Source organism: Arthrobacter sp. Bi26, from assembly GCF_918697925.1.
Lineage (GTDB): Bacteria > Actinomycetota > Actinomycetes > Actinomycetales > Micrococcaceae > Arthrobacter.
This window is the reverse complement of sequence record NZ_CAKKMF010000111.1, coordinates 1-12876: the sequence shown is the minus strand read 5'-3', so window position 1 is coordinate 12876 and position 12876 is coordinate 1. Positions and strand designations below refer to the sequence as shown.

At 67.0% G+C, this 12876-nt stretch carries 13 protein-coding genes; 3 read left to right on the top strand and 10 right to left on the bottom strand.

Annotated elements, in window-relative coordinates:
- Together LQV16_RS20870 and LQV16_RS20865 are read left to right on the top strand one after the other, a co-directional pair.
- Nucleotides 1–1128: VIT1/CCC1 family protein (locus LQV16_RS20870; protein WP_229995769.1), on the top strand; the 1128-nt coding region annotated here is incomplete at its 5' end.
- Nucleotides 1128–2060, top strand: coding sequence for a matrixin family metalloprotease (locus LQV16_RS20865; protein ID WP_229995768.1), 933 nt, complete (start codon nt 1128–1130; stop codon nt 2058–2060). The genes LQV16_RS20870 and LQV16_RS20865, both read left to right, overlap by 1 nt.
- Before the next feature lie 84 nt (nt 2061–2144).
- On the opposite strand, the gene LQV16_RS20860 is transcribed toward LQV16_RS20865, so the two are convergent.
- The 4 genes from LQV16_RS20860 to LQV16_RS20845 form a co-directional block, all read right to left on the bottom strand.
- The gene (locus LQV16_RS20860) at nt 2145–2921 is read right to left on the bottom strand and encodes an SDR family NAD(P)-dependent oxidoreductase (protein WP_229995767.1); all 777 of its coding nucleotides are present in this window, start codon (nt 2919–2921) and stop codon (nt 2145–2147) included.
- A 28-nt stretch (nt 2922–2949) separates the two neighbouring features.
- Entirely contained in the window at nt 2950–4320 is a 1371-nt protein-coding gene (locus tag LQV16_RS20855) for an MFS transporter (RefSeq protein ID WP_229995766.1), read from the bottom strand.
- A gap of 197 nt (nt 4321–4517) precedes the next feature.
- The gene (locus LQV16_RS20850) at nt 4518–5225 is read right to left on the bottom strand and encodes a FadR/GntR family transcriptional regulator (protein WP_229995765.1); all 708 of its coding nucleotides are present in this window, start codon (nt 5223–5225) and stop codon (nt 4518–4520) included.
- A gap of 14 nt (nt 5226–5239) precedes the next feature.
- On the bottom strand, nt 5240–5734 hold the full coding sequence (locus tag LQV16_RS20845) for an SRPBCC family protein (protein WP_229995764.1): 495 nt from the start codon (nt 5732–5734) through the stop codon (nt 5240–5242).
- 39 nt (nt 5735–5773) lie between these two features.
- Between LQV16_RS20845 and LQV16_RS20840 the strand changes: the two genes are divergently transcribed.
- On the top strand, nt 5774–6547 hold the full coding sequence (locus LQV16_RS20840) for a type 1 glutamine amidotransferase (RefSeq protein WP_229995763.1): 774 nt from the start codon (nt 5774–5776) through the stop codon (nt 6545–6547).
- Between the two features lie 159 nt (nt 6548–6706).
- Here LQV16_RS20840 and LQV16_RS20835 read toward each other — a convergent pair whose 3' ends face one another.
- The 6 genes from LQV16_RS20835 to LQV16_RS20810 are packed head-to-tail and all read right to left on the bottom strand — an operon-like array spanning nt 6707 to nt 12684.
- Complete coding sequence (locus LQV16_RS20835) at nt 6707–7741, bottom strand: Gfo/Idh/MocA family oxidoreductase (protein ID WP_229995762.1); 1035 nt, start codon at nt 7739–7741, stop codon at nt 6707–6709.
- Nucleotides 7738–8523, bottom strand: coding sequence for a TIM barrel protein (locus tag LQV16_RS20830; RefSeq protein ID WP_229995761.1), 786 nt, complete (start codon nt 8521–8523; stop codon nt 7738–7740). Before LQV16_RS20830 ends, LQV16_RS20835 begins: the two co-directional genes overlap by 4 nt.
- Nucleotides 8523–9623 (bottom strand): Gfo/Idh/MocA family oxidoreductase, encoded by a 1101-nt coding sequence (locus LQV16_RS20825; protein ID WP_229995760.1) that lies wholly within the window; start codon nt 9621–9623, stop codon nt 8523–8525. Before LQV16_RS20825 ends, LQV16_RS20830 begins: the two co-directional genes overlap by 1 nt.
- A 31-nt stretch (nt 9624–9654) precedes the next feature.
- A complete protein-coding gene (locus LQV16_RS20820) occupies nt 9655–10572 on the bottom strand; it encodes an ATP-binding cassette domain-containing protein (protein WP_229995759.1) in 918 nt (305 codons plus the stop codon).
- A gap of 14 nt (nt 10573–10586) precedes the next feature.
- Complete coding sequence (locus LQV16_RS20815; protein WP_229995758.1) at nt 10587–11636, bottom strand: ABC transporter permease; 1050 nt, start codon at nt 11634–11636, stop codon at nt 10587–10589.
- Nucleotides 11637–11688: 52 nt separating this feature from the next.
- Nucleotides 11689–12684: a substrate-binding domain-containing protein gene (locus LQV16_RS20810; RefSeq protein ID WP_229995757.1), complete on the bottom strand. Its 996-nt coding sequence runs from the start codon at nt 12682–12684 to the stop codon at nt 11689–11691.
- Nucleotides 12685–12876: the final 192 nt, after the last annotated feature.

Below are 12876 nucleotides of genomic sequence, written 5' to 3'. Positions count from 1 at the left end.
GCACCAACCTCGGCTCCCAATTCAGAATCGAGTTCAGAACCGAGTTCAGAACCGAGCGCCGCGGACGTCAAGCGCTGGCGCCAGTATCTCGCCGATGAGCGTGCCGAGGCGGCCGTCTACCGGGACCTGGCGCAGAACCGCTCCGGCGAGGAGCGCGCCATCCTGCTGGCGCTGGCCGAGGCCGAGGGGCGCCATGAGGCACACTGGCTCCAACTGCTGGGCGAGCACGCCGGCAAGGACCGGCATGCCTCACTGCGGAGCCGCCTCCTGGGCTTCCTGGCCCGGCACTTCGGCTCGGTCTTCGTCCTGGCCCTGGCCCAGCGGGCGGAGAGCCGCTCCCCGTACGCCACTGAATCGTTCGCCACACCGGCCATGGTCGCCGACGAGCAGATCCATGAAGAAGTGGTCCGCGGACTGGCCACCCGGGGCCGCAACCGGCTGGCGGGAACGTTCCGGGCCGCCGTCTTCGGCGCCAACGACGGGCTGGTCAGCAACCTGTCCCTCGTCATGGGCATGGCTGCCTCGGGCGTGGGAAGCCAGGTGGTGCTGCTCAGCGGCGTCGCCGGGCTGCTGGCCGGTGCACTGTCCATGGGGGCCGGCGAGTTCATCTCCGTGCGGTCCCAGCGGGAGCTTCTCGCCGCGACCCGTCCCACCCAGATCACGTTGGCGGCGGCGCCGCTGCTGGACATCGAGCACAACGAACTCCTGCTCGTCTACCTGGCCCGCGGCATGTCCCGGGAGGCCGCAGAGCACCGCGTCGCGGAGCGGATGGGCCTGCTGGACTGCGACTGCGATCCGAGCCTGTCCCTGCGGCCGGAACTGCCCGAGAGCGGGGACCAGCACGAGGCAGTCGGCACCGCGTGGGGCGCGGCGGCGTCGAGCTTCTGCTTCTTCGCCTCCGGTGCGATCGTGCCCATCATTCCCTTCCTGCTCGGCATGACAGGACTCGCCGCACTGGTGGTTTCCGCGGGCCTCGTCGGCTTGGCACTGCTGCTCACTGGTGGTGTCGTGGGCCTGCTCTCGGGCACCTCGCCCGCCACCCGCGGCCTGCGGCAACTGGCCATCGGCATGGGCGCCGCCGGCGTGACGTACTTGCTGGGCATGGCCTTTGGCGCTGTGGTTGGCTAGTGGACGATCCTGTTTTTCGGGACCGCGGGCCACGGCACAGCCGGGGCACCACGGCGCTGCGGGTTGTCAGAAACCTTGCCGCCGCCGCAGTAATCGCCGGCGGGGCCTTCCTCACGGCCGGACTCGTCTACGGCGACCCCCGGTTCACGGGCCTCTTCGAGGTCAACCGCGGAGCGCACAACGCAGGCCGTGACCTGCCGGTGGCGCCGCGGTCCGGCCAGGAGTCCGGCCAGCCCGCCGTGCCGGCCGGAGGGGACCGGACGGACACTCCCCCGCCCGGGCTCGAGGAGCAGGACCAACCCCTCGGCACGCCCCGGAAACCGGAGGCGGCCAGCGCCTCCTATAAGTTCCTCGCGACGAACGACGACGGCGCCCCGGTGGGTTACTCGCCGTGCCGGCCGCTGCACTACGTCATCAACGCCGCCCTGGCCCCGCAGGGCGCCGAGCGGCTCGTGGAAGACTCCATCCGGACGATCTCGGAGGCTACCGGGATCACGTTCATCAATGACGGCCCCACGTTTGAGTCGCCCTCGCCAACCCGCGCGCCCTACCAGAAGGATCTCTACGGGGACCGGTGGGCGCCGCTGCTGATCGCCTGGACCACGCCGGAGCAGGCCCCGCAGCTCAAAGGTCCGGTGATCGGCACCGGCGGCAGCACCCACTTCAGTTTCGGCGACGGTCCCAAAAGCTTCGTCACCGGCAGCCTGGAACTGGATGCCCCGCAAATCGCGGAAGACCTGGACCGGTCCGAGGGTGCGGCCTATGCCACGGCCGTGATCCTGCACGAACTCGGCCATGTGATGGGCCTGGAGCATGTCGATGACCCGGCCCAGCTGATGTACCCGGAGATCGGAGCCCCGGACGGGCTAGCCGACGGCGACCTGAACGGGCTCTACGAGCTCGGCCACGCCCAGTGCCGCAAGGACCTCTGACACCGGTTGCGCTATCACTTTTGGTGGCCATTCCGGGGTTTTAAGGCCTGGAAGTGATAGCGCAACGGGGTGGGGGAAGGTCGGTCAGGAGACCTGGAGGCCGCCGTTGATGTCGTACGTGGCCGCGGTGATGTAACCGGCGTCCGGGCCGAGCAGGAAGGCGATGAGGGCCGCCACTTCCTCGCGGCTGCCGACCCGTCCCATCATGATGCCCTCGGACATCTGCGCCTTGCGGTCCTCGCTCAGCGTTCCGCCCATGATGTCGGTGTCGATGGGGCCGGGGGCGATGGCGTTGACGGTGACGCCGAATTCGCCCACTTCGCGGGCCAGGGCGCGGGTGAAACCGATGATCCCGGCCTTGGACGCGCTGTACGCGACCTTGGAGTAGGTGCCGCCGCCCCGCTGGGCAGAAATCGAGGAGATGCTCACGATCCGCCCGAGCTTGCGCTCGATCATGCCCTTGAGCACCCGCTGGGAGACGATGAAGGATCCGCGCATGTTGATGGCGAAGACCTTGTCCCATTCTTCGACAGTGGTTTCCATGAACGTCGTCGGGGAACTGATACCGGCCAGGTTGGCCAGGGCCACGATCGGGGGCAGCGAGCCCTCGATTTCCGTGATGGCCCGGTCTACCGACGCGGCGTCGGAGACGTCCGCGCCGACGCCGATGGCCTTGACGGCACGGTTGGAACCGATTTCGGCGGCAGCCGCGGCAGCATCCTCGGCGTTGATGTCCAGGATTGCGATGGACCAGCCCTCGCTGGCCAGGCGGTCGGCGGCGGCGCGGCCGATGCCGCGGGCTGACGCGGCGCCGGTCAGGACCACGGTGCGTTCAGTGGGGAAGGGGGTAATTGATGTCATGACGAAGGTTCCTTCAGGGAGTTCGGGATCAGGGTACTTTGGCCGTGTCGACGGCGGCGGCCGCTGCGACCGCGGGGTCCAGGGCGGCGTCGCCTTCGGGGCGCTTACGGGCGTAGAGGTAGGTGGCCACGGCGGTGAGGCACAGGCAGAGGGAGAGGAACAGCAGCCCGCTTTGGTTGCTGCCGGTAGCGTCCTTGAGGAGCCCGACGGCGTACGGGGAGACGAATCCGCCGAGGTTTCCGAGGGAGTTCACCAGGGCGAGGCCGGAAGCGGCGGCCGCACCGGTGAGCGCCGCGGAGGGCATCGAGAGGAACGGGGCAATGGCACCGTAGATCCCCATGGCCGAGAGCGTCAGGCCGACCATCGCGAGGAACGGGTTGACCGGCAGCAGGTAGCCGGCGGCGAGGAGTCCAACGCCCGCGAGCACCATGCTGACCGCTGAGTGCCAGGCACGCTTGCCGGTCCGGTCCGCGCGCTTGCTCCAGAAGTAGACGAATACTGCGGCCACGGCATAGGGGATGAAGACGATGAAGCCGACTTCAGCCGTGGAGAACTTGCCGAGGGCTGCGACGATGGTGGGCATCCACAGGCCCAGACCGTAGATCCCGCACACCAGGCCGAAGTACAGGGCGGAGTAGACCAGGGTGCGCTTGTCCTTGAGCCCGGCCATGAAGTTGTGCTTCCCGGACTGGGACTTGGCCGCCAGTTCGGCGTCCATGGTGGCGGTGAGCCAGTTGCGCTCGTCGACGTTGAGCCATTTGGCGTCCCGCGGGCGGTCCGTCATGAGGATGGGCGTCAGCAGCCCCAGGGCGATCGCCGGGATGCCTTCGATGATGTAGAGCCACTGCCAGCCCTGGAGGCCCATGATGCCGTCCATCTGCAGCAGGAGCCCGGAGACCGGGGCGCCCAGCGCATTGGATACGGGCTGGGCGAGGATGAAGATGCCCAGCACGGTGACGCGCTGCGCGGCGGGGAACCACAGCGTCAGGTAGAACAGGATCGCCGGGAAGAATCCGGCCTCGGCGGCACCGAGCAGGAACCGGATGATGTAGTAGGTGGTTTCACCGTTGACCAGGCACATCGCGGTGGCGAAGATGCCCCATGTGATCAGGATGCGGGCCAGCCACTTGCGAGCGCCGAACCGGTACATGCCGGCGTTGCTGGGAACCTCGAGGAGGGCGTAGCCGAGGAAGAAGATGCCGGCGCCAAGGCCGTAGGCAGCGGCGTTCAGGCCAATGTCCTCGCTCATGGTGAGCTTGGCGAATCCGACGTTGTTGCGGTCCAGGTAGGCAACGAAGTAGAGCAGGACAATCAGGGGCATGACGCGGCGGCGGACCTTACGGAGCGTGCGGTCGCCCAGTTCGCCGAGTCCGGAAGACTTGGGGGCTAATGAAGTCATCATCGACCTTCTTACGTGGTTTCCTGCCCTGCGGCTGTGCCGGGCCAGGAAATCGGTGGATTGGGGTAGGTCATCCTGCCCGCTTGGAAGCGCGTGCTGCAGGAATCTTGTTGAGTCAGATGTCAGACATCTGATTCAAGAACTAGGCACGATCCTAGAATGTGATTCGGGTTACGTCAAGAGCCCGGGGGCGGACGTCAGGACTTGGCGCCCCGCACGTAGCGTTCGTAGTCAGCATTTGTCTGGTCCATGTGCTCGTCCATCGCCTGCCGCGAGCGCTCGGCGTCGCCGCTGAGGATGCTGTCCATGACCCGTTGGTGGTAATCGATGGCGTGCTGCTGGATCACGCCGACGGCCGACGTTTCGCGTCGGGTGATGTACAGCAGCTGGCCCAGCTGGCCAAACAGGGCACGGACGAACGGGTTGCCGGAAGCCCTCAGGACGGCGTCGTGGAAGCCAATGTCCGCTTCGACGAAGCGGTCCAGGTCGCCGGACTCGTGGAAGCGCTTCATGTCCTCAATGCACTCGCGCATCCGCTCGGCGTGCTCCGGGGTGTAGCGTTTGGCGGCAAGCGCGGCTGCCCCGGTCTCCACCATGCGGCGCATCTCGATCAGTCCCACCGAGACCTGTTCGGCCGCGTTGCCGTGCGAGGCCGCCTTGAAGATCGCGTCCAGGCCGGTCCAGTTGTCCGTGGGGTTGACGAAGGTTCCCCTGCCGGCCTTCACGTAGAGGATGTTTTGTGCGCGGAGCGCCTTGAGGGCTTCGCGCACGGTCAGCCGGCTGACGCCGTAGGCCTTGGCGATGTCTGCTTCCGGCGGAATCGTGCTGTGGGGTTGGAGCTTTCCGTCAAGGATTTCGTTTAGCAGGCCGTCGACGAGATCGTCGACCAGTGTCCTGCGGCCCATCCCAGTTCCCACCTTCAGTCGCCTTTCGTGCTGCCATCCACATTACCCAAGTCCGGGTGCGCGGCCATGTATGCGTCGAGCAAGGCCAGTGTCTGTTCCAGGTTGGCCGGATGGCGGCGCAGGTAGCCGGCCAGCCGGAGCAGGCTCTTGCCGCGGACCGGCCGCGCGTCCCATTGTTCGGTGACCAAGGTGCCGGCGGTGCCGTCAGGGCCAGTGGATGGTTCGAGCAGGTAGCGCCACACGTGGCCGTAGAAGTGCCGCCACGCGATCCGGCGGCCTTCGTCGAACTCGCAGACCCTATTGAGGATCTTGTAGTTCACCCGCATGTTCATTTGCATGCCGAACCTGGCGCCGAGGTACAGCCGCCGGGGCCCGCGCGGCTGGGCGCCCTTGACGGTGCCCGAGCCGTCAATCACGCTGTGAAGGGCGGGCGTGGCGAGCACGTCGAAGATGGCACTGGGGGCAGCGGCGATGTACCGGCTGCGGGACACGAGATAGCGGGCGTTCATCTGGCAATCCTAGTCCGGGATCATGTTGCAGAATGAGGCATGCAGACTTCCCGCAACCTCCTTGGCGGCCGGCCGCGCATCGGCGTTCCCGTCCGCCTGACCAGCTCCTCCGATCCGGACCCGCGCGTGGCGAAAGCCAACGGATTGTTCGGATACATCGTGGAGTTGCTGCGTGAGGGCGGCGCCGAACCGGTGCCGCTCACCGCTGCCGGAATGCACGACGGCGGTCCCGCGGCAAAGCTGGCGTCTCTCGACGGCGTGGTGCTTCCCGGCGGCGGCGACCTCGCCCCCGGCCTCTACGGCGAGACACAATCCGATCTCTGCTACGACGTCAGCCATGCCCAGGACGAGCTGGACCTCGCGGTGGCGCGGCACGCGATCGATGCCGGGGTGCCGGTACTGGGCATCTGCCGTGGGCATCAGCTGCTCAACGTGCTCTACGGCGGGACCCTGGTCCAGGACATGGAGCCGGGAATGGTGGCGCACCTCGTTCCCGCACCGGCGCACGGGTCCGGTCCGTGGGCCTGGCACGAGGTGACGGTTGGGGCCGGTTCCAAGGTGGCCGCCCTGTACGGGAGCGGATCCGGTGCCGTAAGCGTGAAGATCGCCTCGGGTCACCATCAGGCTGTGGCCCGGGTGGCCGGTGGGTTGCAGGTGACGGCCGTGGCGGAGGACGGGACGGTCGAGGCGCTGGAGGATCCGGAGCGCTGGGTGGCCTCGGTCCAGTGGCACCCCGAAGCCTTGGAACTCCCCGCCGGGGAGCGGCTCGCGCCGTTCCGGGCCTTCGTGGAGGTGTGCCGGACCCGGCCCTGAGATCAGACCGGAAACCCCGGAGCCCTGGGCTCCGGGGTTTCCGTTTCACTGCATTCGATCCGGGCCGGTGGCCTCGCCCGAGGCCGCGCTCACCCGGCGACGCTCAGCAGACGACGCTCAGCAGGCGGTGCTCGCCCGGCGACGCTCACCCGGCCACGCTCACCTGGCGACGCTCAGGGCCACGCGGACCGGCACGCCGGTGGCCAGCGATTCCTGCGCGGCATCGGCCACCCGGGACGCCGCCACGGCGTCTTCGGGGGTGCAGGGGTTCTCCCGGCGGCCAAGGATCAGTTCCACGAAGGCAGCCATCTCGGAGCGGTAGGCCTGGTCGAACCGCTCGGCAAACGTCAGGTGCGGTTTCCCGGCGGGGAACGTGATCCCGGCTTCGGCGGAGGCCAGCGCCGCCTTGTTGTCCAGACCCACCATCAGCGAACTCCGGGAGCCCTGGATTTCCAGCCGGACGTCGTGGCCGGCCCCGTTGTAGCGGGTGGCGGAAACCGTTCCCACGGTGCCGTCGTCGAACGTCACCAGCGCCAGGGCCGTATCCACATCACCGGCCTCGCCAATGGCCGGATCCCCGTTGTTGGAGCCCTTGGCGTACACCTCGACGATTTCGCGGCCCGTGAGCCAGCGCAGGATGTCGAAATCGTGGACCGAGCAGTCCCGGAACAACCCGCCCGAGCCGGCCAGGAACTCGACCGGCGGCGGCGTCATGTCGCAGGTGACTGCGCGCAGGGAATGGATCCAGCCCAGCTCGCCGGCCTGGTAGGCGCGGCGGGCTTCCAGGTAGCCGGCGTCGAACCGGCGCTGATGCCCGATCTGGACCACGCCTTGCCGGTCCCGGATGTAGTCGAGCACCGGCAGGGCATCGGTCACGTTCAGGGCTACGGGCTTCTCGCAAAAGACCGGGATCCCGGCGTCCACACCCGCCTTGATGAGTTCGGGGTGGGTTCCCGTTCCGGTGGCGATGACCAGGCCGTCGAGCCCGGAGCCAAGCAACGCCTGCACCGACGGCAGGAATTCCGCGCCGAGACCGGAGGCCACCGTCCGGGCATGCTCGTCGGCGACGTCCGTGAGCCGGAGCCGGACGTTGATGCCCTGCGGATTCATGACCTCGTTGAGGGCGGCGATGTTGTTGGCATGCATGACGCCGATCCGCCCCACCCCGACGAGTCCGAGAACGACGTCCTTCATGCGGCTGCCTTGGCGGTCACGGTGAACGCTGAACGGAAGGCCTCCAGGGCCGCGTAACTGTCTCCACTGGCCCAGGCTTCCATGCCCACTGTCCCTTCGTAGCCTTCCTCCGCGAGCGCCCTGGCGACGGCCGCATAGTTGATTTCCCCGGTTCCGGGTTCACAGCGGCCGGGAACGTCCGCCACCTGGATTTCGCCGATGTACGGCAGGGCACTGCGGACGAGCTCGATCAGGTTCCCCTCCCCCATTTGGGCGTGGTACAGATCCAGCATGAGCCTGGCGTTCGGGTGCCCGGCGGCCTGCACGAGCGCCAGCGTGTCCTTGGCCCGGGCCAGCGGGATACCGGGGTGATCCAGGATCGTGTTGAGGTTCTCGAGGCAGAACGTCACCCCGTACTTCTCACCGAGCTGCCCGAGCCGTTCCAGGGTCCGGGCGCCGGTGGCCCACATGTGGCCGCTGGACCGGTAGACCGGCCTGGCGGCGTGGCCGTCGACGAGTTCCGCCGGGTGGACCACCAGCCGGCTGACGCCAAGCTCCAGGGCAGTAGGGATCAGGGACTCGGCGGTCCGCACGACGTCGTCCGCGGTGTCGGGATCCACGAGGCTGCCGGAGATGTATCCGGTCATGGACGAAAACACCGCCCCGGTGGCCTTGAGCGCGCCGATGTCTTTGGACCGCGAGTCCCAGAGCTCGACGTCGAAGCCGGCTTCGTGGAGCCGGCGCACCCGCTCCGTGAACGGCAGGTCCGTGAAGACCATCTCAGCGCAGACGGCGAGCCGCATCAGAGGACCGCCCTCTCGTTGACGGCCACCGGCGTGCCCTGCTTGACCGACTCGATGCAGGCCAGCGCCATGGCCAGTGCGCGCCGGGCGTCATTGGCTCCCGGCGTGAGCGTGAACGGCTTCGACGCCGGCGCTGTATCGTCACTGCGGCCGTCGCGCCGGGCGCGCACGGCGTCGGCGAAGTCCACGAGCTCGTCCGTGTAGGCCTGCCGGAAGAGCTCGACGTTCAGCCGTGGGGTGTCGGCGGACATCCCCTCGGCGGTGTACCGGCGGGCGGCGGTTTCGGTGGCGCGGCCGGCCTGGACCATGCCGCGCGAGCCGAAGACCTCCCCACGGATGTCGTAGCCGTACAGTGCGCTGAAGTTCGCCTCTGCGACGGCGATTGCGCCGTTGCTGTACCGGATGGTCACGACGGCGGTGTCCAGGAAGCCCTGGTCCCGCAGGCCCGGTTCCACGAGCGCGTCGGCGACGGCGTAGACCTCCACCGGTTCGGCGCCTTCGTTGAACCAGTTCAGGGTGTCGAAGTCGTGGATCAGGGTTTCGAGGAAGATGGTCCACGCCGGGATCCTTGCGGCGTGGCCAATGCTTCCGCTGCCCGGGTCCCGGGTCAGCGAACGCAGCAGTTGCGGCTCCCCCGCGATTCCGGCGGCGAGATCCTTCTTGGCTGCCTGGAAGTCCGCGGCGTACCGGCGGTTGAAGCCGATCTGGAAGTGCACCCCGGCGGCTTCGACGGCGGCCAGGGCCGCGTCGAGCTCCTCGAGCCCCAGGCCCGCGGGCTTCTCACAGAAGACGTGCTTTCCGGCGGCTGCGGCCTGGCTGATCAGGGCGGAGTGGAAGCGTGCGGGGCTGGCGATGACGACCGCGTCAATCTCCGGGTCGGCCAGGAGGTCGGCGGCGTCGGCGGTCACCTTCGTGGTGCCCAGCGCGCCGGCCAGCGCTTCGGCGGATTCAAGGTTCGGATCCGCGATGGCGGCAAGGACGGCACCGGGGACGCGGCGGGCGATGCTCTCGGCGTGGAAGGCGCCCATCCAGCCCGAGCCGATGAGCCCGATCCGCACGGGCAGGGCGACGTCGGACGGGTTGCGGTTGAGGTAAGCCAAAGGCTTGTCCTTTCAGGAATTGGGACGGCAGTTACTCGTAGGTCTTGCCGGTGGTCTGGGACACGTCGGCGACTTCGCTCTGGACTTCCTTGACCACGTCGCCGTGGCCTCCGAGTTGTTCAAGTTCGTGGGCGAGTTCGGCGAGTTCGGCGCCGCCGGCCATTTGGGCCGTGAGTTCGTCGAGGGTGATGTCCTTCTTGTCGTAGTAGCCGATCGATTTGCCGCGTTTGAGCAGCAGGAAGCGGTCCCCGACCGGGAAGGCGTGGTGCGGGTTGTGGGTGATGAAGATGACGCCGAGGCCGCGGTCGCGGGCCTGCAGGATGTAGCGGAGCACCACGCCGGACTGCTTTACGCCCAGGGCCGCGGTGGGCTCATCCAGGATCAGGACCTTCGCGCCGAAGTACACGGCACGGGCGATCGCGACACACTGGCGTTCACCGCCGGAGAGCTGGCCGATGGGCTGCTCCACGTCGCGCAGGTCGATGCCCATCGCGGCGAGTTCCTTGAGCGTGATCTCCTTCATCTTTTCGACGTCCATGCTCTTGAACGGGCCGAATCCAGAGGTCAGTTCCGAGCCGAGGAAGAAGTTCCGCCAGATCGGCATCAGCGGCACCACCGCGAGGTCCTGGTAGACGGTGGCGATGCCCACATCGAGGGCGTCACGGGGCGAGCTGAACTTCCGCTCCTCCCCCATGACCTTCAGGATCCCGGCGTCGTGCTGGTGCAGGCCGGCGATGATCTTGATCAGCGTGGACTTGCCCGCGCCGTTATCGCCCAGCACGCAGGTGACGCGGCCGTTGTCCACTGCCATGGTGACATCGGACAGGGCGATGATGTTCCCGTAGTGCTTGGCGACCCCGTCGAGGGAGAGCAGGTGCACGGGGGTGTGGGTGAGTGGGTCTTTTTCGTTCTGGAGCAACGTTTGCTGGTCGATCTCTTTGGCATTCATTTTTCCGGGCCCCTTTACTTCAGTTCCGCGCGGCGCTTGACGATGAGGTTGACGATGGTGGCCAGCAGCAGCATCAGGCCCAGGAAGAACTTGAACCAGTCCGGGTTCCACTGGGCGTAGACGATGCCCTTGTTGGCCATGCCGAAGATGAACGCCCCGATCGCGCCGCCGATCGCCGAGCCGTAGCCGCCGGTGAGGAGGCAGCCGCCGATCACCGCGGCGATGATGTAGAGGAACTCGTTGCCCACGCCCTCACCGGACTGCACGGTGTCGAAGGCGAAGAGGTTGTGCATGCCCAGGACCCAGGCGCAGAAGCCCACGGCCATGAACAGGCCGATCTTGGTGGCCTTGACCGGCACACCCACGGCGCGGGCCGCGTTCGCGTCGCCGCCGACGGCGAAGATCCAGTTCCCGACCCGGGTCCGCATCAGCACCCAGGTGGCCACCGCGACCAGCGCAAACCAGTAGAACACGGTGATTTTGATGTCGACGCCGCCGATGTTCACCGAGGAGGCGAAGACCGCCCGGGCGGAGGCGAAGCCGTCCATGTTGGAGATCGAGGGTGAGGACACGGAGCCGCCGATCAGGCGCGTCAGGCCCAGGTTCAGGCCGGTCAGCATCAGGAACGTGGCCAGGGTGACGATGAAGGACGGCAGCTTGGTCTTGATCAGGATCCACCCGTTGATGAACCCGATGGACAAGGAGACCACCAGGGCCAGGGCGACGCCGACCCAGACGTTCGTGGTGAAGTACCAGCTAAACAGCGACGCCGTCAGCGCCGAGGTGATCACCGCGACACCGGTGGAGAGGTCGAACTCCCCGCCGATCATGAGCAAGGACACCCCCACCGCCATGATCCCGATCGTGGAACTGCCGTACAGGATGGTTGCCAGGGCACCGGGCTGGGTAAAGGTCGGGGACACCAACGCGAAGAAGATGAAGAGGACGATCGCGCCTACCAGGGCACCGACCTCGGGACGTCCGAGCAGTTTCTGGAACGGACTGCGCTTGGCGACGCGCTCATCGGGCGCCGGCGACTTTGTCTTTGTCTGGGTGATGGTCATGATGATTCTCCTTGCTGCCGGGCCGGCGCGAACCGGCCCGGCCAGCGGGCTGTTAGCGGACGCCCTGCTGGGCGAAGGTCAGGACATCGGCCGCATTTGATTTGTCGATGACCGCCGGGCCCGTCAGCACAGGCTGGCCGCCGCCGATCTTGAAGCCGCCGCGCTTGTTCTGCCAGATGGCGTCGACGGCTCCGTAGCCCTGCAGCCACGGCTGCTGGTCCACGGTGAACAGAACTGCACCATCCGCGATCTTCTGGGCGAGATCCGCGTTCAGGTCGAAACTTGCAACCTTGGCAGAGCTGCCGGCGTCGGTGACCGACTTGAGGAGAGTCAGCGTGATGGGGGCGCCGAGGCCGATGATGACGTCGGCGTCCTTGGAAGCCTGGAGCTTGGCCGTCGCGGTGGACTGAACGGAGGTCATATCCTTGCCATCGACGTAAAGGATCTCCGTTCCAGGCACCTTCGCCTTGACGCCCGCGCAGCGTGCTTCAAGTCCCACGTGGCCCTGTTCCTGAATCACGCAGACCGGGTGCTTGAAGTTCTCTGCCGCGAGCCGGGTGCCGACTGCCTCACCGGCGAGCTGCTCGTTGGAGCCGAAGTGGGTGAAGGCTCCGAGCGCCTGGGAGACCCCTTCGCCGGCGTTGAGGCTCACAATGGGGATGCCGGCGTCCGTGGCCTTCTTCAGGACGTCTTTGAGGGCTTCAGGCTTGGCGAGCGTGACCGCGATGCCGTCGACCTTCTGGTCGATAGCCTGCTGGATGAGTTGGGCCTGGCGCCCGGCTTCGGGATCCGACGTGTAGAGGAGCTCAACGTTGTCCTTCGCCGATGCTTCCTCGGCGCCCTTGCGAACAATGTCCCAGAAGGTGTCACCTGCTGCTGCATGGGTGATCAGGGCGATCTTGATCCGGTCTGTAGTGGCAACTTGGCCTCCGCCAGCCGCATTGCCTGAGTCTGCGGGCTTCCCGCCGGTGCTGGAACACGCGCTCAGGGCCAGCATGGGTACAACGGCCGCCACGAGGGTCGCCTTCCGCCACGAGAACTTGGTCACGATCAATCTCCTTTGATTCCGGGCCACGCCGGCCGCTTCATCGCGTCGGTCCATGAGCCATCTACAACCGATCATGGTGACTCCAATCACAGTTGTCAATAGTTTGTCCTGACATTAGGATGTTTTGACGTAACACAATGCCGAAGAGTCGACAAATTTTCGGACCTGACCATGCCGAACGCGTCCGCCCGG